This window comes from Shewanella sp. SM55 (assembly GCF_025654025.1).
GTDB classification, from domain to species: Bacteria; Pseudomonadota; Gammaproteobacteria; order Enterobacterales; family Shewanellaceae; genus Shewanella; species Shewanella oncorhynchi.
In genome coordinates this window covers 111,116-135,828 of sequence record NZ_JAKKRS010000015.1, presented here as the reverse complement: position 1 = coordinate 135,828, position 24,713 = coordinate 111,116, and the positions used below count along the sequence as shown (strand labels likewise).

General features: G+C 47.0%; 21 protein-coding genes and 1 tRNA gene. 14 read left to right on the top strand and 8 right to left on the bottom strand.

Translation table 11 applies throughout. The annotated features are described in order from the left end of the window. Positions 1–76 precede the first annotated feature (76 nt). Positions 77–901, bottom strand: coding sequence for a class D beta-lactamase (blaOXA, locus tag L5L91_RS17815; protein WP_168826813.1), 825 nt, complete (start codon positions 899–901; stop codon positions 77–79). A 330-nt stretch (positions 902–1,231) separates the two neighbouring features. Here blaOXA and L5L91_RS17810 point away from each other — a divergent pair, with 330 nt between their 5' ends. The 10 genes from L5L91_RS17810 (at position 1,232) to L5L91_RS17765 (ending at position 12,660) form a co-directional block, all read left to right on the top strand. Further along, the gene (locus L5L91_RS17810) at positions 1,232–2,386 is read left to right on the top strand and encodes a hypothetical protein (RefSeq protein ID WP_263237320.1); all 1,155 of its coding nucleotides are present in this window, start codon (positions 1,232–1,234) and stop codon (positions 2,384–2,386) included. A 143-nt stretch (positions 2,387–2,529) separates the two neighbouring features. Next, positions 2,530–3,189, top strand: a complete 660-nt coding sequence (locus L5L91_RS17805) for a SprT family zinc-dependent metalloprotease (protein ID WP_263146801.1) — start codon at positions 2,530–2,532, stop codon at positions 3,187–3,189. A 129-nt stretch (positions 3,190–3,318) separates the two neighbouring features. Beyond that, positions 3,319–4,095, top strand: a complete 777-nt coding sequence (gene endA, locus L5L91_RS17800) for an endonuclease EndA (protein WP_173913177.1) — start codon at positions 3,319–3,321, stop codon at positions 4,093–4,095. Positions 4,096–4,103: 8 nt separating this feature from the next. Then, positions 4,104–4,835 (top strand): 16S rRNA (uracil(1498)-N(3))-methyltransferase, encoded by a 732-nt coding sequence (rsmE, locus tag L5L91_RS17795; RefSeq protein WP_263164839.1) that lies wholly within the window; start codon positions 4,104–4,106, stop codon positions 4,833–4,835. A gap of 93 nt (positions 4,836–4,928) precedes the next feature. Beyond that, a complete protein-coding gene (gene gshB / locus L5L91_RS17790) occupies positions 4,929–5,882 on the top strand; it encodes a glutathione synthase (RefSeq protein WP_028759301.1) in 954 nt (317 codons plus the stop codon). Positions 5,883–5,956: 74 nt separating this feature from the next. After that, positions 5,957–7,279 carry an alkaline phosphatase gene (locus L5L91_RS17785; RefSeq protein WP_173246775.1) on the top strand — a complete coding sequence of 441 codons (1,323 nt, stop codon included), beginning with the start codon at positions 5,957–5,959 and terminating at the stop codon, positions 7,277–7,279. Between the two features lie 184 nt (positions 7,280–7,463). Then, complete coding sequence (locus L5L91_RS17780; protein ID WP_173246778.1) at positions 7,464–8,507, top strand: methyltransferase; 1,044 nt, start codon at positions 7,464–7,466, stop codon at positions 8,505–8,507. 479 nt (positions 8,508–8,986) lie between these two features. Continuing rightward, entirely contained in the window at positions 8,987–10,675 is a 1,689-nt protein-coding gene (locus L5L91_RS17775; RefSeq protein WP_198573564.1) for a DUF342 domain-containing protein, read from the top strand. 233 nt (positions 10,676–10,908) lie between these two features. Further along, positions 10,909–11,286: a DUF4144 family protein gene (locus tag L5L91_RS17770; protein WP_028759298.1), complete on the top strand. Its 378-nt coding sequence runs from the start codon at positions 10,909–10,911 to the stop codon at positions 11,284–11,286. A 231-nt stretch (positions 11,287–11,517) separates the two neighbouring features. After that, positions 11,518–12,660, top strand: a complete 1,143-nt coding sequence (locus tag L5L91_RS17765; RefSeq protein WP_263164841.1) for a site-2 protease family protein — start codon at positions 11,518–11,520, stop codon at positions 12,658–12,660. A 114-nt stretch (positions 12,661–12,774) separates the two neighbouring features. On the opposite strand, the gene L5L91_RS17760 is transcribed toward L5L91_RS17765, so the two are convergent. The 4 genes from L5L91_RS17760 to L5L91_RS17745 form a co-directional block, all read right to left on the bottom strand. Further along, a complete protein-coding gene (locus L5L91_RS17760; RefSeq protein WP_263164842.1) occupies positions 12,775–14,238 on the bottom strand; it encodes an efflux transporter outer membrane subunit in 1,464 nt (487 codons plus the stop codon). 7 nt (positions 14,239–14,245) lie between these two features. Next, a complete protein-coding gene (locus L5L91_RS17755) occupies positions 14,246–16,279 on the bottom strand; it encodes a MacB family efflux pump subunit (RefSeq protein WP_263197325.1) in 2,034 nt (677 codons plus the stop codon). 2 nt (positions 16,280–16,281) lie between these two features. Then, positions 16,282–17,514 carry an efflux RND transporter periplasmic adaptor subunit gene (locus L5L91_RS17750; protein WP_212601354.1) on the bottom strand — a complete coding sequence of 411 codons (1,233 nt, stop codon included), beginning with the start codon at positions 17,512–17,514 and terminating at the stop codon, positions 16,282–16,284. Between the two features lie 468 nt (positions 17,515–17,982). Then, a complete protein-coding gene (locus L5L91_RS17745) occupies positions 17,983–18,762 on the bottom strand; it encodes a TOBE domain-containing protein (protein ID WP_263237318.1) in 780 nt (259 codons plus the stop codon). Positions 18,763–18,967: 205 nt separating this feature from the next. On the opposite strand from L5L91_RS17745, the gene modA reads away from it, so the two are divergent. The 3 genes from modA to modC are packed head-to-tail and all read left to right on the top strand — an operon-like array spanning position 18,968 to position 21,577. Continuing rightward, positions 18,968–19,759, top strand: coding sequence for a molybdate ABC transporter substrate-binding protein (gene modA, locus L5L91_RS17740; protein ID WP_263237316.1), 792 nt, complete (start codon positions 18,968–18,970; stop codon positions 19,757–19,759). A 1-nt stretch (position 19,760) separates the two neighbouring features. Continuing rightward, positions 19,761–20,498, top strand: coding sequence for a molybdate ABC transporter permease subunit (modB, locus tag L5L91_RS17735; RefSeq protein WP_006083011.1), 738 nt, complete (start codon positions 19,761–19,763; stop codon positions 20,496–20,498). Next, positions 20,492–21,577: a molybdenum ABC transporter ATP-binding protein ModC gene (modC, locus tag L5L91_RS17730; protein WP_263237314.1), complete on the top strand. Its 1,086-nt coding sequence runs from the start codon at positions 20,492–20,494 to the stop codon at positions 21,575–21,577. The genes modB and modC overlap by 7 nt, the downstream gene beginning before the upstream one ends. 87 nt (positions 21,578–21,664) lie before the next feature. Here modC and L5L91_RS17725 read toward each other — a convergent pair. Next, a tRNA-Leu gene (locus L5L91_RS17725) sits at positions 21,665–21,751 on the bottom strand. A gap of 146 nt (positions 21,752–21,897) precedes the next feature. Continuing rightward, on the bottom strand, positions 21,898–23,487 hold the full coding sequence (locus L5L91_RS17720; protein ID WP_263237313.1) for a bacteriohemerythrin: 1,590 nt from the start codon (positions 23,485–23,487) through the stop codon (positions 21,898–21,900). Between the two features lie 311 nt (positions 23,488–23,798). On the opposite strand from L5L91_RS17720, the gene L5L91_RS17715 reads away from it, so the two are divergent. Beyond that, positions 23,799–23,930, top strand: coding sequence for a DUF3149 domain-containing protein (locus L5L91_RS17715; protein ID WP_105251481.1), 132 nt, complete (start codon positions 23,799–23,801; stop codon positions 23,928–23,930). A gap of 141 nt (positions 23,931–24,071) precedes the next feature. On the opposite strand, the gene L5L91_RS17710 is transcribed toward L5L91_RS17715, so the two are convergent. Then, a complete protein-coding gene (locus tag L5L91_RS17710; RefSeq protein WP_105251480.1) occupies positions 24,072–24,683 on the bottom strand; it encodes a superinfection exclusion B family protein in 612 nt (203 codons plus the stop codon). Positions 24,684–24,713 lie beyond the last annotated feature (30 nt).

Here is a 24,713-nt window from a genome sequence, read left to right as displayed (position 1 = left end):
TGTCAGCCAAGTAGGCCACTTCATACGCAATTCTCGCAAGGTTTAGATACGCTATGCTTACGCGACCTAGCATGGGCTAAGGAATAACGCGTTCCCGTTTTAAGATTTCCTTAGTAATGGCTTGACGCAATGGTAAACCTGCGGCGTCGGGAATATCCATATTCATCGCAAAAAACCATACATTATCATCGAGTTCAACCCAACCTACCCACCAGCCAATGCTTGGTTCTGCTCTGACTGCATAACCGGTTTTCGCACGGATAATATAGTCAGAATTCGCTTCAGTCAGCATGGCTTGCTTAACAATACGTAAACTGCGCTCAGAAGCGTGTATCTTGTTGTGATAAAGCTTACGTAGGAAATCGATTTGCTCCGTAGCCGAAATTCGTATGCCACCATCTAACCAAAAGCTATCCAAATTTCCCGAAATATCCTCATTACCATAATCAAACGAGGCGATCATCTTCGACATACGCGCCTCACCAATTTGGCGAGCAAACTCTTGGTAGACAGGCACAACCGAATACTTCATTGCAGTAATAAGGTTATGATCACGATTCCAAGTTGCGATATCTCGACTTTTACCATCCCAATTAAAGACTTGATGCTCATCCTTCACCACGCCAAGCTCTAGCGCGATCAAACTGTTAGGAATCTTAAACGTCGATGCAGGTAAAAAACCTTGATTGGCACGTTTAAGATTATTAGTGAATCCCTGTTGCTTGTTTTCATTCCATAACACCACTACGCCTTTAGTTTGGTGCTGAGTAAAACTAGCATCCCAACTGCGGGTTTCTTGCCACTCCTTAGCTGTAGTAGATGCAAAAGTCGGCGCCACTAAGCTTGACGACACTAAAATAGACGACATCACCAGCACAGCCGATATGGTGAACAAACGCATAAAGTCTCCTTGTAGAAAAACAAACAATCCAATGAACTAAAAAAGTGATTAAGGCTATCACTTAGGGTTTTGGCAAGCCCTAGCAAACTGCTGACCAATTGTGGCAAAAAAGAGGCAAACTAGACCCTATTGCACTGTTGCAGATGGGTTAATGCCAGCGCCACATGATTTGTGATAGAAGATATTGGCATAAGATGACAAAGATCACTGAGCTTAACTTTATTACCCTCAGCTTGTAGTGCATACTTTTTGGCATAAGAGACTATCCGCACGAAAAAAATAATCATTATTTCCAATGAATAACGTCTAATCACTACAGGGAAGCCAAACATGTTGAAGCCAGTGTTAACACTCATCCTCACCACCAGCTTAATGACTACAGCCAGTGCCGTGCAGTTATTTGGTGATGTTGAAGTTTCCCGCCTACCAACAGCCGAAAAAACCATAGGCGACGTAGTCACTCGCTATCAAGCACTTGACGATGGTCTGGCTCAGCTGAGCTCAAAGAAAAACGAAGTTGACGCCACCCAATTAGCGGCGCGCCAAGGACACAGATTGTGGCAACAAGCTGTCCGCGATGTGCAGTCAGGGCATTTTGACGACCGACCTTTATACTGGGCTCGCCTTGCCATGCTTAATAGTCTAAAAACCACCAGCGCCAACTTTAAAATGGCCGATTGGCAACAAGACATATTAATGAGTGCGGTTGAAAAGGCCTCACGGGGTTTTAGCGATATTCAATATGGTGATGATGTCCAAATCAAAATATTCCTCACGGGTTTCGATCCTTTCTTCCTCGACAAAGATATCACCCAGAGTAATCCTTCCGGTCTAGTTGCCCTCGCCTTGGATGGTTTTCGCTTTGATATTAATGGTAAAACGGCGCAAATAGAAACCGCTATGGTGCCAGTACGTTTTGCAGATTTTGACCAAGGACTTATCGAGTCGCTATTGAGCCCGATTTATCGCGATCCTAAAACCCAATTTGTGTTCACCGTTAGCATGGGCCGAACTGATTTTGATATCGAACGTTTCCCTGGGCGAAATCGCAGCGCAGCGGCGCCCGATAACCAAAACTTAATCACTGGCGGCACTAAAACCGCTCCCGTTGCCCCAAAGCTTAATGGTAAAGATTTTATCGGCCCCGAATTTGTGGAATTTTCACTGCCTGTTTCGGCTATGCAAGTCAAAGATAGTCAATGGAAAGTCAATGATAACCATACTGTCACTACCCTTGCCCGCGGCGAATTTAGTGCAACATCATTGAATGAGCTGCAAAACGAAACCTCAGTCGAAGGCTCTGGCGGCGGTTATCTCTCTAATGAAATCTCCTATCGCGCCATAGTCTTGCAGCAAAAGTTTAATAGCCATGCCAAGGTCGGCCACATTCACACACCAAGAGTCAAAGGCTATGATGCCGATACTGAGCAAGCCATAGTCGAACAAGTACGCACTATGGTGATGCAGGCGGCAGCGAGTTTATAGCCAAGTCACACTGGCTGAAACTGGCCGAAACTAGCATTGTCAGATAGCGTTCGCTATGATGCGAACGCTTAGGCAGGCTTAATCACCGATAAGTTTTAAGCACTCAATTTTATCTTTAACCGACGAGATCCAACGCTAACCCTATGCTGAAACCCGCTGACTTACTCAATGCCTTACGCCGTCGCAGCAGTGAAGCACTTGCCCCGCTGACAAAATCGACGTACGCAGCCTTGGGCCAAAGCCAAGATAAGTCGCAGGTGATAACGAGTCCACCAGCACCAAATCCGGCTCAGGCACATATTTTCACCGGTTCATCACGCCCACTCTCGTCACTACAAATTCAAGTACTAGAGCGAATTGAAGCTTGTTATCAAGAGGCCGAGATATCGCTTAAGCGCACTTTTCCACGCCCAGTCACTCAATTTAGTTTAAGGGGTAAGAGTGCGGGTACAGCTCATCTGCAACAGAATCGCTTGCGATTCAATCCTGTATTGCTACGCGAAAACAGCGAGGCATTTCTGACAGAGGTTGTCCCCCACGAAATTTGTCATTTGCTGTGTTTTCAGCTTTTTGGCAAAACCAAGCCCCACGGTAAAGAATGGCAATCTTTGATGTTAACGGTATTTAAGGTCAATCCGAGTACCACACATAGCTTTAATACCACTTCAGTTACGAGTCGCGATGTTGAGTATCGCTGCGCCTGTGGACCGATTCGACTGAGTATTCGCCGCCATAACAAGGTGTTGCGTGGTGAAAGTCGTTATATTTGTAAACGCTGTAAGACCCATTTAACTGCGATCTAGCGACTTTCAGCAAACAAAACTCCCACCTAAGTGCGACTCAATTTGCATAAACAGCGATATTTCCCTTACCATCACGCCATAAAAGACGAGCCAAAGGCTCGCGTAGTGTTTGTTATTTTGGGATAAATTTTGAACATAGCTTCTTTAACCGTTAATTCACGGCGACTTTTGTTGTGCCTAATCACTTGGGCGGCGACCTTATCTGTGCCCGCAAGTGCCTCAGTGTCACATCCCAGCAGTTTCAGCCAAGCGAAAACCAAGTCACAGGCGCTCTACGCAGGCAGTCGCCAAGGTACTCTGCCCGCAGTCAGCTTTTACTGTGGCTGTGAAATTCAGATCAAAGGCAAATCGTGGAAACCCGATCTCGCCAGCTGTGGTTATCAAGTCCGTAAACAGGAAACCCGCGCCAACCGTATCGAGTGGGAACACATAGTCCCCGCCTGGGAATTTGGCCATCAACTCCAATGCTGGCAAAAGGGCGGCCGTAAAAACTGTGCCGATAACAGTAATGAATTTAATAAGATGGAATCGGACATGCATAATTTGGTACCCGCAATTGGTGAGGTCAATGGCGATCGCAGCAACTTCCGATTTAGCCAATGGAACGGTAAGGCCGACCAATATGGCCAATGTGCTATGGTAGTCGACTTTAAGAATCGTCAAGCACAACCTCCCGCGAATACCCGCGGTAAGATAGCCAGAACCTACCTCTATATGCAGCAGACCTATGGTCTTAAAATCGCCTCAAGCCAATTAAAATTATTTAAGGCATGGGATAAAACCTATCCAGTTGATACTATTGAGTGCAAACGTGATAACGCCATAGCGCAAACCCAAGGTAACCATAACCCCTTTGTGCAGAATGCCTGTAATGCGCCACCACAGCGTCAACAATTAGCCGAATAAGGTCGACAATGAGAGTCCCAAGAATTTATCAACCTCAGCCATTAGCCATCAATCAACAGTTGAACTTAGACGAAGATGGCGCGGCCCATATCGGCAAGGTGCTACGCATGGGCAACGGCGAACATATCAGTCTATTTAATGGCGATGGCAATGATTATCTTGCTGAAATTGTCGATGCAGGTAAGAAGCATGTCACAGTAAAGCTGCTCTCCTGTGAGGCCAATTTATCTGAGTCGCCACTCAACTTACACTTAGGCCAAGTGATTTCCCGTGGCGATAGAATGGAGTTCACCATTCAAAAATCGGTCGAGCTTGGCGTGAATACGATTACGCCGCTGTTTTCCGATCGCTGCGGCGTGAAACTCAACGGCGAACGCCTAGAGAAAAAAATTCAGCAATGGCAAAAGATCGTCGTGAGCGCCTGTGAGCAATCGGGACGCAGCCAAGTGCCCGTGGTTCGCCCAGCGATGGGCTTACACGATTGGTGCAGTGAGCCGACCTCAGCGCTGAAACTCAATTTGCATCCACGTGCCGCACACGGCATCAATGGCTTAGATTTGGCGCATACCCGCGTGCGACTATTAATTGGCCCAGAAGGCGGTTTGTCGGCGGAAGAAATCGCCATGACAGAAACCTATCAGTTTACCGATGTGTTGCTTGGCCCCAGAGTGCTACGCACCGAAACCGCCTCGCTCACCGCCATTACGGCACTGCAACTCAGATTTGGTGATTTAGGCTAGACCGTCCACAACCGCACACAGCGGTGGTATGGCACCCCATTATCCAATAAATGCTTTTTTGCCTGCAAACGGCGACAAATAAGGAACAGATTAATGATAAAACTCGGCATAGTGATGGACCCCATCAGTGAGATCAACATTAAGAAAGACTCCAGTTTTGCCATGTTAATGGCCGCGCAGGAAAGAGGTTATCAGCTGTTTTATATGGAAATGGCCGATCTTGCCATGGTCAACGGTGTGGCTATGGCCAATATGCGTCCGTTAACTGTTTTCAATGATGCGAGCAAATGGTTTGAACTCGGCGAAGCTACAGACACGCCGATGAGCGAACTCGACGTGATCTTAATGCGTAAGGACCCGCCATTCGATACTGAGTTTATCTACGCAACTTACATGCTTGAACGCGCCGAAGAACAAGGCGTGTTGATCGTTAACAAGCCACAAAGCTTACGTGATGCTAACGAGAAACTATTTACCGCATGGTTTAGCGAATTCACGCCAGAAACGATCGTAACCCGTGATGCCAAACGTATCCGCGCTTTCCACCAAGCGAAGGGCGATATTATTCTTAAGCCACTTGATGGTATGGGCGGCACCTCGATTTTCCGCGTGAAGCAGGACGACCCAAACCTTGGGGTCATCATAGAAACCTTGACCAGCTATGGCCAACAATATGCCATGGCGCAAGCCTTTATCCCTGAGATAACCAAAGGCGATAAACGCATTTTAGTGGTCGATGGTGAGCCTGTGCCCTACGCCTTGGCGCGTATCCCAATGAAAGGCGAAACCCGTGGTAATTTAGCGGCAGGCGGAAGCGGTGTGGCTCAACCTTTATCCGACAGCGATTGGGCAATTGCCCGCGCCATTGGTCCAGAACTTAAAAAACGTGGACTGATTTTTGTCGGCCTCGATGTCATTGGTGACAAGCTGACTGAGATCAACGTAACCAGTCCAACTTGTATCCGTGAGATCCAAGCAGCATTTGATGTCGACATCACAGGCATGTTAATGGATGCTATTGAAGCACGCCTTAACACCAAAGCATAAAAATTTACCAACGAGTTTGTTGATTTAAGGCGCTTTGACATCACAAGCGCCTAGCCACTTTCTAGGGATGTGATATGAGTTTCACCAAAGCGCCATTCTTGTTACTCGGCATAGGTTTATTACTATCGACTCCGACTTGGGCCAACATAGAAACAGGTCCAACGAAAGCACCGTCGCGTCCCAAAAACATTGTCATCATGATAGGTGATGGTATGGGACCGTCTTACACTAGCGCTTACCGTTACTACAAAGATAATCCTGACACAGAGGAAGTCGAACAAACCGTATTCGACCGTTTACTTGTAGGTATGGCGAGCACTTATCCCGCCAGTGTCAGTGGTTATGTTACCGACTCAGCGGCGGCAGCAACAGCGCTCGCCACTGGCGTTAAATCTTACAATGGGGCGATCTCGGTCGATACCCAAAAGCAACCGCTGCCGACCATACTCGAAAAAGCCAAATCCCTTGGCCTCAGCACAGGTGTGGCTGTTACATCCCAGATAAACCACGCCACGCCTGCAGCCTTTTTAGCCCACAATGAGAGCCGTAAAAACTACGACGCCTTAGCACTCAGCTATCTAGAAACCAACGCCGATGTATTCTTAGGCGGTGGTCAAAAATACTTTACCCCTGAACTATTAGCGCAATTTAAAGCCAAGGGGTATCAACATATTACTCGTTTTGAAGATCTCGCCAGCATCACCCAACCTAAAGTGCTAGGCTTGTTTGCCGAAGTCCAATTACCTTGGGCGATTGATGAAAAAGATGCGAAAAAACTCAGCACTTTAACCCAAAAAGCACTCAATTTACTGTCGCAGAATGACCAAGGTTTTGTGTTGTTAGTCGAAGGAAGTCTCATCGACTGGGCGGGCCACAATAACGACATCGCCACTGCTATGGGTGAGATGGATGAATTCTCCAATGCCATTGAAGTGGTTGAGCAATTCGTGCGTGAACATCCTGATACCCTGATGGTGATCACCGCCGACCATAACACCGGCGGCCTATCGATTGGCGTCGATGGAAAGTACAACTGGAACCCTGAAATCCTACGCAACGTTTCAGCCAGTACCGACACATTAGCCTTAGCCGCCATCAGCGGTGAACAATGGCAGGCCGATCTTGCCCGCGGTTTAGGTTTTGAGCTCAACGAAGAAGAAATCGCAAAATTAACGGTCGCCAGAATGCAGGGATTAGAAACCATCGCGGTTGCAATTCGCCATGTTATTGATAAGCGAACTGATACAGGTTGGACAACCGACGGTCATACAGGCACAGACGTACAAGTGTTTGCCGCAGGTCCCGCATCTGAGCTGTTTAACGGCCATCAAGACAATACTGATATCGCCAATAAGATTTTCAGCTTATTGCCAAAACCGAAGAAACCTAAAAGCTAAGCGTTAGTCGATTCCGTTCATTAAAGACAATCACATAAGGCAACCGCATAATGCAGTTGCCTTTTTTATTGGGTCTTTTTATTAGGGATTTTATTAGGTCTTAGCGCAGTGATTAGATGCAAACTGGCTCGGGCATAAATAACAGGTATAATGCCCGCACTTAAGTCTATCGGTGCCAGTAACTGTGTTAACTAATCCATCGCAAGTCATTATTCGTAATCAAGACAGCCTAAGCCAACATAAGGTGTTAGTGCTCAATCATGAAGCCGATCTACTGCCAAAAGCCCTGCTCGATGTCGCGGCCTCGGTCGATGCCCTCGCCTTGGATTATCACCATTATTTACACTTAGCGCCGCACGCGAATTCAAAACTGCGTTGCTACTTCGGCCACGAACTGCCACATCAAGACCCAATTAAACCAGAAAAGTACGATACTGTTATCGTTTATTTCCCCAAGGCTAAACCCCTCGCACCTTATCTGTTTAACCTCGCCGCCAGCAATCTTGTGCCTAACGGCCAACTGTTAGTGGTTGGGGAAAACAAAGGCGGGATTAAGTCTTTAGTTAAACTCTTGCCTGAGTATTTTACGACGGGGATGAAGCTCGATAACGCCCGCCACTGCCTGCTGTTTGGTAGCCATTTAGAGGGCAGCGCCCCGGCAATGAAACTTAGCGACTGGGTCAGTCAGTATCAACTCACAACGCCGCAAGGCGAGATCAGTATCTGTAATTTAGTCGGGGTATTTAGCGAAAAACGGTTAGATCTCGGCACTGAATTATTATTGTCACACCTACCAACACTCTCGGGTCGAGTGCTCGATTTTGGTTGCGGCGCAGGCGTGATCACCGCCGCTCTACTAAAAGCACAACCGAGCCTATCCCTAGAATGTGTTGATATTAATGCCATGGCGTTAGCTTCTTGTGAACTCACCCTGGCGGCCAATGGCATGACAGCCAAAGTGTATCCATCCGATGGGCTCGCGCAAACCACAGGAAAATTTAACGGCATTATCTCTAATCCGCCGTTTCATGATGGCCTCGCCAGCACCACCAGCATAGCGCAGAACTTTGTCACCGATAGTGCTAAGCAATTACAACATAATGGTATTTGGCAAATAGTCGCCAATCGCCACCTGCCCTATTCCGATATTATCGCCGCCGAATTTGGCCAATTGAAAGTGGTTGCCGATAACAACAAGTACAAGTTGTATTACTTCCAGCACAAATAGATGTTTGATTAATAACGCGCAGATGCTTTCGCTGAAGCGCGTTATTGGCAACCCAGCCACTCACTCTTATCCCAATCCCTGTTTGTTTTCAGATAAAACCTCCCTTTCATTTTGTTACAAAATTCAATATTGTGATCTGCCGCATGCCCGCAATTCTGACAATCCCCCACTTATAGTCACTCAACAGCCGTTCCTAACATAGGGATTCGATTTAAAACATCAAAATAATGGTTAAACCTAAAATCAATATAAGTTGTGGTTTATTCAGTAATTTTTGTTATAAAACCAGAGATAACACTGATTATAAGACTCAATTTTTTATAAAAAACTATTTTAAAATTCACTCATAGACCATTAACAACAAAATGACAACATTTGCTGATTTTGCAGCCAAAAAGGCTTCTTTACCCTAAGTTTCTACTGTTATACTCAAAACAGCTTCTTAACAAGAATAAAACGCAATTACTAGGAATACCCCTATGCTGGACCCTGAACTCATAGAGCTAAACAGCGATAAGACAAAAGCTGAATTGCGCCTGATCCCTAATGTCCATGGTCCAGTCACCCATGAAGACATAATGCGCCTGTTGTCTTTACCTGAATTCGCCGCCCTGTTTCCGCTAGAACCAGCCATTACTAAAACCGTCGCTAAAATCAACTCTCTTTGTAATCAAGACGATGGAAAATTTGAGCTCTATACTACTTTGGCCGAACGTCGCGATGGCAGCATAGCTATCGAGATTAGTCCCGATAAAATGCAAGCCAGTCTTAAACTTACCGCAGCATGGGGTGGTAAACAGATAGATTTGCCAGAAATCCTCACTCACCTCAAAAAAAACAACGTCTGCATGGGGCTAAGCAAACTCAAAATTCAAGCTCTACTAAAGCAACTCAGCACACTCAAGCCAGGGGAAATCTGCCAAAGTGAAATAGCCCAAGGCAAAGCCCCTGTAAATGGACTCAATGCGGTATTAGAACGCAAAGTATTCCTTGCACGGGAGCGCTTGCTTCAGCCACAAGAGCGCGAAGATGGCAGTGTCGATATGCGCAATTTAGGCGCAATGATCGTTGTTAAAGCCAATGATCTCTTGATGGTTAAACATTTAGCCACCGAAGGCACTCCGGGCTACAACATCAAGGGCGAAGTCCTTAAACAAAAACCAGGTAAGGATGCCGTGCTTCAAGCGGGTACAGGCACAGCTTTTCATCCCAAAGATCCCAATAAGCTGATCGCCACAGTGCCGGGGCAACCCGTCGAAACCCGTACAGGTATGAATGTCGATGATGTACTGCAACTTAAAGATGTCGACATCAGCACAGGCCATGTCACCTTCAAGGGCAGTATTTTAATCACAGGTGATGTCCACGAGGGCATGATAGTTAAAAGCTCAGGCGATATTACCGTGATGGGGTTTGTAGACTCCGCCACCCTTGAAGCGGAAGGCGATGTCACTGTGAGTAAAGGCATCATTGGCCGCCAGATTAAAGCCAATGAATACTCTACCAATATCTATTCTCAAGGGCAGATCAGCGCCCAATTTGTGCAATATTCTCAATTAGTTGCCAAAGGAAATATCTTAGTCACTAAACAGTTGCTGCACAGTAATACCAAAACCGCCGGCAGTTTAACGGTCAGCGATCCTAGCGGTCGTCGTGGCGATCTGGTTGGCGGAGTAGCACACGCTGAAAAAGGCATCACGGCGGTTGTCATAGGTGCAACGGCAGGGACTAAAACTGACGTTTACTGCGCAATGGGACAGGCTGAACTCAAGCAAGATCTCAAGTTACTCGATGAGAGCGTTAAAGCTATGGTCGTCGCCAGTTTAGATATCGAGGCTCGCCTCAATAAACTGCCCCCCAAGTCAGAATGGCAAGCTGACGCGGTTATGATTGAGCAAATCAAGATGATGCTTGATGAAAAAAATCGCATCATGGACGAACGTACCCGTGAAGAGCTTGAATTCGATACCTTTAAACAAGAAGTCGAAGGCTACTACGAAAAATACCGTATCGAAGTGCTTAAACACGTATTCCTTAACGTTGAGCTGCATATAGGTCCAGCAAATCACCGTACGGCACGTGAACACGGCACTTGTTGTATTGCCAATGTTAATCAAGAGATTAACTTTGACTATAACGCCAAGGCCAAAGCTGCACCGAGCACATAAGGTTCACTAGGGTTCTTAACGCCAGTGCTGAGGCGGCTTTCGCTCGGTAGCCAAACCTCTGAACTCGTTCTGGCCTCTATCTATCTTCTCCAAGCGTGGCATACTGCTCACAGATAAACGCACGCAGCAGTATGCCAAGTCACCTTCTTGCTAAATCCTAATCCTTGTCTACTGCCGCCGATTGATCTCAGAGAATACCTCAGAGCCCATTTTAAACTTCCTAAGGATCTGAAATGACTAGCGTTAAGATGTCGAGTATTGAATGGCCAGCGATTGTAAAACTGACTCAAAATGACGAATTACTTTACCTAGAACATCAAAGAGATTGGCTCGAACTGGCCTGTCTCTATCAGCATCACTTCATCGAAACCGATCAATTATTAGACTCCAAAGGGCAGCGGTACCTTATCAGTGCCTGTCCACAAAAAATCCATGAAGATCCTGTTGGCGAATTACCTCGATTACTGCGCCAAAAACAGGATTTGCCACTCAATGAATTTATCAAATGGGTTCAAAATCATGCCCAAGCACTAGGACAATGTTGTGTCGCTAAACTGGCTTTCACGACAATTGCCCAAGGCATTGAAATTGTTCGTACCCTCGATGAATAAACAGCAAGCACATGATAAGCCATAATAAATGGCTATCAATAACTCAGTTAATCAATAAAAAACAATATGACCTTAAAAGCTAATATCCTCATAATCAATTCACAGGCATAATTTGCCACGGTGTAACAGCGCTAAGCCAGACGGTAAAGCGCTTAAGATGCACTCCCAAATAACCGTTTTCTGCGTCGACTCAAGGGATGACGTTTAAGTTGGCACTAAATATACAAACAGATGGAACCGAAATTGGAACTACTTAAGATTGACTGCTTAGGCAAACAACTGCGCTTAGAAGGCTCGCTCGCGGGCTGGCAACAACTCTACTGGGACAACACCTTAGTCTCACAAAAAGAAGCTTCCGTCGATAATGGCGGCCTTAAAGTCCATGTCTTTGAGCTCACCCACCACAGCAGCCCATTGGTGACAGAAAGTGGTGAGCAAGCCATCGCCATGACAGAAGCTAAAATCCAAGTTCGCCTCGAAACCGATCTCGTTTGGCAGCCTTTCCGCCTCGATTACTGCTTGCTGATGGATGACAAAATTATCGACCAAGGGCGACGGACAGAGAAAGATATCGAACGCCAAACACCAGAAACGCCCATCGTTAAGCAGCAAAAAATCAGCATGATAGGACTCGCCTCCCTCGGCTTTAAGCTGTTAAAGAGCGCTAAAGTCATAAAGGTAGTGTTAGCGGGCGCCAGTGTTGCCGCTTATTCTTGGCTATTTTCCTTCCAATTCGCCCTCGCACTTATCGCCTGTTTGGTATTTCACGAATATGGCCATATTCGCGCAATGAAATATTTTGGGATGAAGACCAAAGGGATTTACCTTATTCCCTTTATGGGCGGACTCGCGCTCTCCGATGAGAAAATTAATACGCGTTGGCAAGATGTGGTGATTTCTATCATGGGACCGACCTTTGGGCTCTTGATGTCCATCGCTTCCTTGATTGCTTACCACGCAACGGGCAATGTGTTTTTTGCTGGCCTTGCCGCCTTTAATGCGCTGCTTAACCTATTTAATTTATTGCCTATTCTGCCACTCGATGGCGGCCATATTTTAAAGAGCATCAGCTTTTCGATGAACAGCATTATGGGCTTGGTCGCCTGCGCCGCTGGTGCCGCTTTTGGTGTGTATATCAGCTACACCTTAGGCTTAGCGCTATTGGGCTTCTTGCTGTTGATCGGTAGCTTAGAAATCATCTTCGAGTGGCGCACTCGCCATCAAAGCCACCTGCTGCCATTAGACAGATACGGGCAAATCTTCTCGGTTATTTGGTACTTGCTCACGGTTGGTGCCTTAGTCGGCATCATCTGGCACTTAGCGGAAACGGGCGATGATATGCTCAGCTTGCCGCTGCAAATATTACGCAGCTAATCCGCTTAACGGCTAAGCACAGATTCAAACACTCACCCTGAGCAATATAAAAAACCGCTATTAATAGCGGTTTTTTATTTTTCTGTCGCGCTGTGATGCTTTTACAAAAATGCGCTATTCCTTTGCCAAAGGAGGGGCGATATCGCTGCCACCAAGGGCTTGATAAAGCGTCGCTTGGGCGGTGAGTTGGTTATAGCGATTCTCGAGTAAAGCCGCCTCGGCGCTGCGACGATTCTCTTGGGCATCAATCCAATTCTGAATACCGATAGCGCCATTGCGGTACTGGCTCTCATAAATGGCTTCAACGGCCGCCGCTGCGCTAAATTGCTGTGCCAACTTCTCCCCTTGATAACGATATTGCTGCTTAGCCGAAATCGCGTTATCGACATCCTCAAAGGCGGAATAAAGCGTCTTGCGATAATTCACCACTGCGGTTTGATAATCGATATCGGCAATGTCATTATTAATTTGCATTTGATTCCACTGCAAAAAGGGCAAGACTAGCCCTGCGCCTAAACTGCCAACGGGATTGCGTAACAACTCTTTTAACTCAGAGGTCGACTCCCCAACACCGCCGGTTAAACTCAGGCTTGGGAAATAACTCGCATAGGTCGCATCTTTACTCGCCAAGGCGGAGCGCAGTTGATACAAGGAGGCCTTCACATCTGGCCGTCTCACTAATAAATCTGCGGGTACACCCACGCTAACGTCCGGCACTGCTACGTCGGGGAGTTGCTTAATCTCAACCCAAGTTCCCCCTGAAGCTAAACTCTGCACTGGATCAGCGGCTGGCGCTTGATTGAGTAATATCGCGAGGGCGTTTTTAGCCACAGTTAATTGCTGAATAAGCTGGCTATGGGCGGCCTCTTGTCCCGCCATACTGCGCTGAGCTTCAAGCACATTCACTTGCGTCACGGCCCCAGAATCATACTGCCTTTGGGTTAATGCCAGCGTTTGCTGACTGTACTCGATACTCTTTTGGCTTAAATCAATCCGTTGATTTAAATAACCTATCTGCCAATACAAGGATGCGGTGGTCGCCACTAGGCTTTGGGTGGTACTTTCCCTATCTTCGGCGCTCGCCAGCGCCGCCCATTGAGCTTGGTCGATATTGGCCGACACTTTGCCCCACAAGTCCACCTCATAACTCACGGACAATTTTGCTTGATAACTCTGAGTCGCATCGCCACCCTCAAGTGGCTGATTACGGGAAGCGTCAAGGTTTGCCGATAACTGTGGGTATAGATCATCCCGCGTGAGTCCTGCCTGCAAGCGTGCCTTACGCAGCGTTAAGGTCGCTATGGTTAAGTCATTGTTAGTGCTCAATACTTGGCTGACCAGCTTATCGAGCTCGGGCTGATGAAACTGCTGCCACCAAGGATCAACTCTCACTTGCTCGTTCACTGTGGTGTTTTGCCACTGTTCGGGAATAGCCAATGCAGGCGGTTCAAAGTCTGAACGCATAACACTGCCACAACCACTCAGTAGTGCTATGCACAGAGCTGATCCCAAAGCCGTGCAAACAGCAATAGTACTGCTACGAGGCGAAAATGGTTGATTAAATATTTTAGTATTCATGGTGTTATTACTCTCTGGCTAGTGCATCAACGGGATCTAACTGCGCCGCATTGCGGGCGGGTAAGAAACCAAATAGCACACCAATTAAGGTCGAACAGGCAAAGGCGGCAACGATGGAGGTGGTGGAATAAATCATTTGGAAACTGCCTCCCGTTTGAGCAAACACCACGCCAATCAAGTAGGACAAGGCGATGCCTAAGGTGCCACCGCACAAACACACTAAAATGGCTTCGATAAGGAACTGGCGCAAAATATCACTCTGGCGCGCACCCACCGCCATACGAACACCGATTTCACGGGTCCGCTCAGTCACAGACACTAACATAATGTTCATCACCCCAATTCCGCCAACGACAAGGGAAATCACCGCGATAGCCGAGATCAGTAAGGTCATGGTTGCTGTGGTTTTTTCGATGTTCTGCCTAATGGTATCGGTATTGATGGTGAAGAAATCTTGCGTGCCGTGGCGCATTTTAAGCAGCGCGATAATGCCCTGCTCCGCCGCGTTACTCGGCACAGTTTCATCGAGTCGAACGGTAATACCATCCAAATAGTTTTTACCCACCATACGGCCAGAAACTGTGGTGTAAGGCACCCACACATTAAGCGCATCGCTGTTACCAAAAGCACTTTCTTTGGGTTGAGTCACACCTATGATACGTACGGGTAAATCTCCAAGGAAAATCACTTGCCCTATCGCCGAGTTATTGTCGGCTGCACTGTTAGGGAAAAGCTCCTTACGGGTATTGTCATCAATCACTGCATCTTGGGCGAGCGATGCGACACTGGCATCATCCCAAAATTGGCCCTGCGCTAACTCGTACCCTCTTACACGGAAAAACTCAGGCCCCACACCATTCACCGATGCCGATACCGCTTTATTACCAAAACGAACCGTTGCAGTAGAGCCAATGCTTGGCGTCACGCTATCAACATAGGGCAGATTTTTAAGGGCATTGGCGTCCGTAGCGGTTAAGGTGCGCACCCGCGCCGAGCGTCTATCGCCAAAACCAGAACCGGGGCGAATATCAATCGTGTTAGTCCCCATCGAACTGATACTTTTGAGGATGGCCTGCTGCGAGCCTTCACCTAAGGCCACCACAGAAACCACAGAGGCGATACCGATAATAATCCCGAGCATAGTCAAGAAGGTACGTAACCTGTGGGTCGACATCGCCACCAGCGCCATTTTAAGCGCTTCGACATATCTGTCCCACGAAGCCACCCGCGCACGCGAGCTGTCTTTTGCTGCCACTGCACCGCTCGGCTTTTGTGACGCCATATTTTGTAACGTTGAGCTTTGCGACGTCGAAGTTTGTGACGTCGAGCTTTGTGGCTTAGCCGTTTGTTTATCCTGACTGCGCTCATCGCTGATGATCACGCCGTCTTTGATTTCGATAATGCGGTCGGCATATTGGGCCACGTGCATATCGTGGGTCACGATAATGATGGTATGACCATCGCTGTGCAGCTCCTGCAACAACTGCATCATTTCTTCGCCGCTGTGACTATCCAGCGCACCCGTCGGCTCATCGGCAAGGATCACATCGCCGCCATTCATCAAAGCGCGTGCCACACTGACCCGCTGCTGTTGTCCGCCACTGAGCTGATTGGGTTTATGGTCAAGCCTGTCGCCAAGGCCTAAACGCGTTAACAAATGCTCGGCCCTGTCTTTACGAACCGTGCGTTCTTTACCCGCATACACAGCAGGTACTTCGACGTTGCCTATAGCGGTCAAATCACCCAGTAAATGATAACGCTGAAAGATAAAACCAAAGTGCTCGCGGCGCAGTTGCGCTAACTCATCAACGTCCATAGTCGAGGTATCTTGGCCGTTAATAAAATACGCGCCCTTTGACGGCTTATCTAAACAACCAAGAATGTTCATTAGGGTCGATTTACCCGAGCCAGAAGCACCTACTATCGCCACCATCTCGCCACGGCCAATCGACAAGTTCACATCTTTCAGCACAGTGAGTTGCTGCTCACCCGCCTGAAAAGTGCGATAACAACCTGAAATTTCAAGTAATGCCGTTGTCACTGTTAAAACCTCACGCTAGGTGGGCGACGTAATTTACTGCTGCCATCATCGGAAGACGGCATGCCAAGCACAACCTGATCGCCTTCCTTCAAACCCGCGGTGATTTCAGCATTGATTTTGTTGTTAATCCCCACAGTGACATCCACATATTGCACTTGGTTATCAACTAACACGGGCACTTGATATTGCGGGCCGCTGCGGGCTTTACGCTCGACAGACTTAGCCTCTGGCACCGCGGATTTCTCCCTCGGCTTTATACGCAATATCTGCGCAGGCACTAATAGCGCATCATCGGCCTTAGCTAACACTATAGACACCTGCGCCGTCATGCCGATACGCAAGGTGCGGTCAGGGTTTTCTACATCAAACAGACCATGGTAATAAATGGCGTCTGAGTCGCTAGAGCTCATATTGCTATCGTCGCCATCCATCGAAATCGGCCCAGGCTCAATCGCCCTCAAAACGCCACGGTAGGGATGATTCGGTTTTCCAAGAACCGTGAAATACACGGCTTGACCCGGATGGACATTGACAACATCCGCTTCAGAAATCTGCGCTTTAACTGTCATGGTATCCAGCTGCGCCATTTCAACTATGGTCGGTGTCGTTTGATTGGCGTTAACGGTTTGCCCCACTTCCACCGCGGAATACACCACAGTGCCATCCATCGGCGCGGTAATTTTGGTATAACCTAAATCGATTCTGGCACTGTCGACGTTAATCTCAGCCTGTTGTTTTTGCGCTTCTAATTGCTCAAGCTCGGCTTGATAAACCGTTAGATTAGCATCGGCCACTTCATAATCGGCGCGGGAACTGGCCTTATCGGCAAGCATTTGCTGCTGGCGGCTAAATTCCAACTTGGCTTGGCGGATCTGCGCCTGTTTAGCACGGAACTGAGCATTGATACTCTTGAGTGATGCGAGGGCATCCTTCAAATTATTCTGCTGCGCTAGGCTATCAATCTGAGCAATCAAATCGCCTTTCTTTACTTCATCACCCAGTGCCAGCGGCAAACTTAAGATTTGCCCCGATACCTGCGCACCTACACTCACCAGTTTGGATGCCTGCAACATGCCATTGGCAAGTACTGAGTTTTCGATATCGCCACGGCGCACCGCTTCAGTTACATAGGTAGGTGCCATTTCAGGCTTATGCCACATAAAATAAGCACCGCCACTCAGGAGGATTAAGCCGCTTAACGCGAGCAGCAATTTACGCTTTGAGGATTTTTTCATCGGTATTGTCGTGTCCATCAATGCTAAAGACAGCAAGCATTCATCTTGCTAAGGAACTGAAATTGTTCCAACAGTATATAGAGTTAGCCAAAGACAGTAGACGAAGGAAGTGTCGTTAACAGGTAAAGATTTGCAAATATCTGTGTAGAAATTGACAAGGAAAGCACGATTGAGTGGTGCTTAGGCTCAATGCCGATTTAGTACGATACCAAATCGTTAGGTGGTAAATTGTTGGTGTCTACATTCTATGACTGTGCCACTTGTGGTAGTTCAGCCATTCAAACGAATCTAGATACAGACTTCATTTGATTCTTTTTCAAGAAAAATCAACGTCGTGGGGTGAAGCCTTATGACTTTGATGTCGATTTAAATACAAAAACGACCAACCCGCTACGAAACATTCACGCCAAGTACTGGCCATTCTCAGTGAATAACCCAATGATTAATCGAATCAATCACTCAATTCGACTAATTCATGCTGGCGAGGATCACCTGCGTGGCATCAAAACAGGCGAAACATGATTCGCCGACAGCCAAACTCTGTATTTGGGTGAGTGGCATCACCGAATAGATGATGTCTTTGCCATCAATAGCTATGGCTAATTCGGCCTTATCGCCAAGTTCAGTCACGCTCAGCAAACAACCGCTTAAGCAATTTTGCCCATCCACTTCACAGACATGAGTCGTCGCCAATACAGCGGGGGCTTTAAACAGTAACAACACAGATTTATCCAGGGCTAACTGCAAGCGTTCGCGGCTCGAATGGGTCACTGAAATCTGAATCTGTTGTCCGCCCGCTAAGGTCACGCTGATTTTGTCATTTAATCCAAATGAATCAATGCTATTGATACGACCCGTTAACTGATTGCGGGCGCTGGTGTTGAGGGAGAAATGCGCCATCACATCCAATAAACTGTGCATATCGACGGACTCATCGAGCAAGGCAGCCAAAGCCATTTCTTGTACTTGGGAGGTGATGGAATACACCTTAAGCAACCGTTCGCCAAATTCGGTGAGTTTAGCGCCGCCACCGCCTTTGCCGCCCTTTTCGCTACACACTACGGGTTCGGGCATGGCGGTGTTCATCTCATTGATCGCGTCCCACGCCGCTTTATAACTGATCCCCGCAAGCTTGGCGCCTTGGCTGATCGAGCCTGTGTTGGCAACCTGCTCAAGCAGGCCTATCCGCCTAGGATTGGCGAAGGGCTTATCCCCGAGGGAAAGCGTAAGTAATGCATGTAAATCCATCGTTTATCCCGCACCCAAGTCTGACTTGAGTCCTATTGTCCTTCATCGTCTTGAGGATACCAATAAGATTACCTAGATATTTCAGCGGATGAATGCCATTAATCAGCAAGAAACCGCACACAGATCACTAATTGATTGCTTAGGGCTTGAATTATCGATATATAGATTGGTATATATCGATCACTTTTTATCACGGAGGAACACAATGAAATCCATTCACCTTAAGCAATTACTGCGTTTTACCACGGCTTCATTATTCACAATCGTACTGACATCTAGCCCTATTTTTGCGGCAGACAATGAGCAAGTGACTGTTTTTGCAGCGGCATCGCTCACCAATGCACTTAACGAAATCGGCCAGCAATATGAAAAAGAACACAATACTAAGGTGATATTCTCCTTCGCCTCTTCCTCAACACTGGCAAAACAAGTCGCCAATGGTGCGCCCGCCGATCTGTTTGTCTCGGCGAATCAAAAGTGGATGGATTATCTGGTCGATGCTAAAGCGGTCGATGTTAACAGCCGTAAAACCTTGTTAAAAAATACCTTAGTCTTGATTGCCGAGAAAAATAGTCCTATCACAGAAGTCGTGCTCAATGTCGATTGGGATATTAAAGCCGCATTAAAAGGCAGTCGTATGGCTGTTGGCGATCCAGATCATGTGCCTGCTGGACAATATGCCAAGCAAGCCCTCGAAAACCTCAAGCTATGGCAAGCCGCTGAGCCCTTACTCGCCCGTGCTAACAATGTCCGTGCCGCCCTCGCTTTGGTTGAACAGGGTGAAGCGCCGCTTGGCATAGTGTATTCAACCGATGCGAAAGTCGCCCAAAAGATCAAAATCGTTGGCACCTTCCCAGAAACGAGTTACAGCCCAATTGAATACCCTGTCGCCTTAGTCAAACAAGAATCGACCGCAAGCGCCAAAGCGTTCAATGAATATCTGCAGGGCCCAAGCGCAAAAAATGTGTTTGAGAAATATGGCTTTGGAGTGAATTAGGGTGCTGAGTGGTTCTTTGTTAAGCGGCTCTCTGCTAAGTGGCTCTCTTTTGAGCGACTATGAAATTGCCGCACTGCTGCTCAGCTTAAAGGTGTCATCCGTTGCCGTTATCGCCAGTTTACCCTTGGGTATTTTATGCGCTTGGTTGCTGGCAAGGGTCGAGTTTCCTGGCAAGGCTATATTTGACAGTGTGCTCCATCTACCACTGGTGTTACCGCCTGTGGTAGTGGGTTACCTCTTGCTGATCAGCATGGGCCGCCAAGGTTTTATCGGCCAGTGGTTATTTAATTGGTTTGGCATCAGTTTTAGCTTTAGTTGGCGCGGTGCGGCCCTCGCGGCGGCGATAGTGTCATTCCCGCTGATGGTCAGAGCCATACGCCAATCCTTTGAAACCGTTGATATTCGACTCGAACAAGCCGCACGCACTTTAGGTAGCAGTCGATGGCGGGTATTTCTCACCATCACACTGCCGCTCACCTCACCAGGGATAGTGTCGGGGATGATTATCGCCTTTGCCCGCAGCCTAGGGGAATTTGGCTCGACCATTACCTTCGTTTCTAATATTCCCGGTGAAACTCGTACTATTCCGCTCGCCATGTACTCTTTTATTGAAACCCCAGGGGCAGAATATCAGGCCATGCGTCTGTGCATTATCTCAATAGTGATCGCACTAGCATCTTTACTCGCCTCCCAATGGCTGAGTAAAAAAGCCCTGCAGAGGACAGCAAGCGTATGTTAAGGATCAATATTGAAAAACGGCTCGGACAACTGCAACTGAAAGTCGATACCCAATTGCCATTGCAGGGCGTGACAGCCGTTTTTGGCCGCTCGGGTGCGGGTAAGACCTCACTAGTGAACCTACTTGGCGGGCTTTCGACCCCAGATAGCGGTGAAATCCGCCTCGGCGACAAACTGCTTTATCAACAAGGCAAAGTGAACCTTCCCCCAGAGAAGCGCCAAATTGGCTATGTATTTCAAGAAGCACGACTGTTCCCGCACTATAGCGTGAAGGGCAATCTCAACTATGGTGTGCGTAAAGCTAACCCAGTCTTGTTCGATAGAATTGTGCAACTACTAGGGATTGAAAAACTGCTCAGTCGTTATCCCAGCACGCTATCGGGCGGTGAAAAACAACGGGTTGCCATTGGCCGTGCCCTGCTGACATCACCTGACATGCTGCTGATGGATGAGCCGCTGGCATCACTCGATTTACCCCGTAAACGCGAGTTACTGCCATACCTACAAACCTTATCGCAGGAACTAAAACTGCCGATAGTGTATGTGAGCCACAGCCTAGATGAGATCTTACAACTGGCGGATTATATGCTGGTGCTGCATCAGGGGAAATTGATCGCCCAAGGGGCCTTAAGTGAAGTGTGGAATAGCGAGCAAATGCGGCCTTGGGTGCCATTGCAGGAACTCAGCTCACTCCTCAGTGCAAAGGTCGCCGACAGACATCCCGACTACCCCATGACTCGACTCGTGATGGATGATGGAAACTATTTGTGGGTAAGTGGCTACCTGGCTGAAACGGCAAAGAAACTCAAAGTGCGTATTCAGGCAAATCATGTCTCGGTTTGCACTGAGCTCCCCAAAGGCTCAAGTATACGTAACCTGCTAAAGGGAGAAATTAAAGAGTTATACCCCAGTGATAACGGCGAGCAAATCCAATTAAAAATCGCCCTAGGCCGTGATGAACTTTGGGCCAACATCACCCCTTGGGCCTGCGACGAACTGCAACTCACTCATGGCAAAGCGATTTATGCACAAATCAAAGGAGTGACTATGACGCAAATGGATATCGCTGAATCCCACTAGCTCAACCTAGAGCACCGAGCGAAAACCAAATTTCAGGCACAAAAAAACCGACTCTAGGTCGGTTTTAGTTCCTTCATCTGAAGGATTTGGTACCAGTGGCCAGACTCGAACTGGCACGCTTTTAAGGGCGGGGGATTTTGAATCCCCTGTGTCTACCGATTTCACCACACTGGCATATCAAATATGCACTTAGAAGCAATCAAAACAACTGGCTGTCTCTAAGTTCTGGGAATTATACCTTTGCTTATGACAATGGCAAGTCTTTTGCCGCGACTTTAATACAAATTGCATTTAACCGCTCAAAAATCATGCTCTTGGGGTTATTCTGCGCCATGGGATAATAAAAAAGCGGTATATTCTTTATCACTTTTTTGAATATGGTTTACCAACCAAGCTTTCAAGAAAGCCATTAATTCGTCGGCAACATCTTCACCTCTAACAACCCGCTTTTGAAAATCAAGTACTTGCCCAACTAACTTGCCGTGTTTTTCCTTGTGACTGTCAGTTTGAGGATAACCAAAACGCGCAAAGAGTTCCTCTTCATAGGCAAAGTGATTGGCGGTGTAATCTACTAACCCTTGCACGATACGTTTGATGGCTTCAAGTCCATACTCTTCATTTAATGTGCGGTGTAATTCATTGATCAATGAGACTAAGCGCTGATGTTGACGATTGATCTCTGGCATCCCTATGTCTAACTCAGGCCCCCATTTCACAAAGAGTTTATTTTGCGCCTGACTCGAATTAAAAAATGCCGCATTCACATGGAATCGATACAGCAAGGAGCCAATTTCCTGCGACATGTTATACACTTTCAAACTCGATAAGTTAGTGTTGTTGGTGTGGGAGGCATTACTCAGGGCTAGCTCAGCCATCACACTGATATTTTTATTAATTTCCTCTGCTACTGTATGTTGCTGTCCCGATGCCGTGGCGATTTGGTGGGACATATCGGTAATGGTCTCCACCTGAGCGACAATCTGCCCGAGTGCACTGTGAGCTTGATCAACCATATCAGCCGTTTCGTCGGCAATCGCCACGTTTTTCAACATGACTTCAACACCATGTTGTGCGCCTTTTTGTAATGCGGCGATTTGCTGCTGGATCTCAACCGTGGCTTCGGATGTTCGTTTAGCGAGATTACGCACTTCATCGGCGACTACAGCAAAACCGCGACCATGTTCACCCGCTCTCGCACTTTCAATGGCAGCATTTAAAGCGAGTAAATTGGTCTGTTCGGCCACCTGCGAAATCGTTTCGATAATACTACTGATATTGTTGCTGTCGGCGGCCAAGTGCTCGATCACGGTTCGAGTATCATGGATTTGTTGCGACATAGCGCCAATTTTAGTGACTATGCCATTCATGATTTGATCGCCGCGCTTAGCAGAACTTTGGGCAATATCAGCTGCCTGCGCAGCACTCACCGCATTTTGCGATACGGCTTGTACGCTTGAAACCATCTGCGTCATCGCACTGGCTGCCAGTTCCGTTTGATGCTCTTGCTCTAACACGCCTTGTTTTGCCTGCTCACTGATGACCTTGATATCCGAGGCTACTTTTTTCATTCCTTCGCAGGTATCAGACAAAGATAAAATCGTGCGACTTACATCCTCGCCCATGCGGTTGATACTATGAACGACCTTAATGAACACGCCCGCATCTTTCTCTTCTAATTGATAGCTTAAATCTCCCTCGCCTAAGTGGTGTGCTGCACGCTCAAGTTGTCTCAAATTACGAATTAATTTATTGATGTTGAACACTAAAATGGCGGCGAGCGCGCTTAAACACAAAATGGCAACAAAGTGCCCTGTGATCACCAAATAATAGAGGGGATAAAGCAGCAACAATAGTGGCGCAAAGATAGAATTATATCCCATTGAATCCTTGTGACTTTTTTTAGAATCCATTTTTTACTCCTTTAAAAAACTGATATCGCGCCTTCATATAAAAACAAGAACGAATAAATGGAATAGCGCGTTAACTGAATATCGATCGAGTTGAATAGGTTAATCCTAGACGCTAACGGAAGAAGAAACAAAGCTAAATTATTTGAACTCGTCGCTGTTAAGCATACTCTTAAATTTGACCAAGATCACAGAGTTAACTAAGGGTTATGACTTTGTATTCCTATGTCGATTTTTTATTGATCGAGATCAGTATTTTAGCTATCGAATACCGCTAATTTAGCGAGGACTTCACAGGAAAGAGGATTTCAGTCATGGCATTTTGGTTAGATCTGATGTTTGGTAACCCCATAGGCTTACTTTCAATGATCGTTATCTTTAGCACAATAGGGATAGTGTCTTATATCACTTGGATGTTCATTGTGAAGTCGGCACCGAAACCATAGTTTTTGCTCCAGTTGTTCTTCATATTTCTTGTATAAATGCAAAATCTAGGGGGTCTTATCACCCCCATTTTTTGTTGTCTCGTATGTTAAAAATGCTAACTAAAACATCGCTAGCACTCATCCGAGTGAGGTAGAACACGCCTATGCTGCGTGTTTTCTGTTTTGTACTAATCCATTCAAAAATTGCGGACGCGCCTTAATCAACGACTGCATTTCTTCTTGGCTCGGCTCACCTGCTGGCAAACGCAGCACATCACGGTTAAGGTACATACGCGCTTTCATGGCAATCTTATAGTCGGCGGTCGGTCCCTGAATCGCATAATGGCGCTCGTTACCGAGCTTTTCTAAGATGCAGGCATTCACTAAACTTTTTACAGCGGGTTCATTTTGCGGCAGAGTCAAAATCGTGGCGCCTTGAAGAAAGAATTCCCTCACTAAAGCTCGCTCAGCGGGATCAAGTAGATTCACTTTAGCTTCAATCGTCTCAATAACGCGCTTATCACTTAAATGACGGATAGACTCATCTAAGCCTAAGTTAATTAATTGACTCAAAAAGTAAGCGATAGAAACGATTAGACCTAATCCAACAAACTGTGCATGTTCTGGCACAAATTTATCGAGCGCCAGCACTGCCAGCACATTAGGAGGAATAAGAAGTAAGACAGAACAACTCACCATAAGCCACAGCATGACTCTAAACATCATTTTCTTCGGGCTAAAAAACTTAACTGAATCCAGCTTGAGTTTAAACATAGTGCTATCCCAGTGACAAAAAATTGAACT

Excerpts from the sequence above, each read along its gene's own strand:
- blaOXA (WP_168826813.1), bottom strand. The coding sequence starts at position 901 with ATGCGTTTGTTCACCATATCGGCTGTGCTGGTGATGTCGTCTATTTTA.
- L5L91_RS17810 (WP_263237320.1), top strand. The coding sequence starts at position 1,232 with ATGTTGAAGCCAGTGTTAACACTCATCCTCACCACCAGCTTAATGACT.
- L5L91_RS17805 (WP_263146801.1), top strand. The coding sequence starts at position 2,530 with ATGCTGAAACCCGCTGACTTACTCAATGCCTTACGCCGTCGCAGCAGT.
- rsmE (WP_263164839.1), top strand. The coding sequence starts at position 4,104 with ATGAGAGTCCCAAGAATTTATCAACCTCAGCCATTAGCCATCAATCAA.
- gshB (WP_028759301.1), top strand. The coding sequence starts at position 4,929 with ATGATAAAACTCGGCATAGTGATGGACCCCATCAGTGAGATCAACATT.
- L5L91_RS17785 (WP_173246775.1), top strand. The coding sequence starts at position 5,957 with ATGAGTTTCACCAAAGCGCCATTCTTGTTACTCGGCATAGGTTTATTA.
- L5L91_RS17775 (WP_198573564.1), top strand. The coding sequence starts at position 8,987 with ATGCTGGACCCTGAACTCATAGAGCTAAACAGCGATAAGACAAAAGCT.
- L5L91_RS17770 (WP_028759298.1), top strand. The coding sequence starts at position 10,909 with ATGACTAGCGTTAAGATGTCGAGTATTGAATGGCCAGCGATTGTAAAA.
- L5L91_RS17765 (WP_263164841.1), top strand. The coding sequence starts at position 11,518 with ATGGAACCGAAATTGGAACTACTTAAGATTGACTGCTTAGGCAAACAA.
- L5L91_RS17760 (WP_263164842.1), bottom strand. The coding sequence starts at position 14,238 with ATGAATACTAAAATATTTAATCAACCATTTTCGCCTCGTAGCAGTACT.
- L5L91_RS17750 (WP_212601354.1), bottom strand. The coding sequence starts at position 17,514 with ATGAAAAAATCCTCAAAGCGTAAATTGCTGCTCGCGTTAAGCGGCTTA.
- L5L91_RS17745 (WP_263237318.1), bottom strand. The coding sequence starts at position 18,762 with ATGGATTTACATGCATTACTTACGCTTTCCCTCGGGGATAAGCCCTTC.
- modA (WP_263237316.1), top strand. The coding sequence starts at position 18,968 with ATGAAATCCATTCACCTTAAGCAATTACTGCGTTTTACCACGGCTTCA.
- modC (WP_263237314.1), top strand. The coding sequence starts at position 20,492 with ATGTTAAGGATCAATATTGAAAAACGGCTCGGACAACTGCAACTGAAA.
- L5L91_RS17720 (WP_263237313.1), bottom strand. The coding sequence starts at position 23,487 with ATGGATTCTAAAAAAAGTCACAAGGATTCAATGGGATATAATTCTATC.
- L5L91_RS17715 (WP_105251481.1), top strand. The coding sequence starts at position 23,799 with ATGGCATTTTGGTTAGATCTGATGTTTGGTAACCCCATAGGCTTACTT.
- L5L91_RS17710 (WP_105251480.1), bottom strand. The coding sequence starts at position 24,683 with ATGTTTAAACTCAAGCTGGATTCAGTTAAGTTTTTTAGCCCGAAGAAA.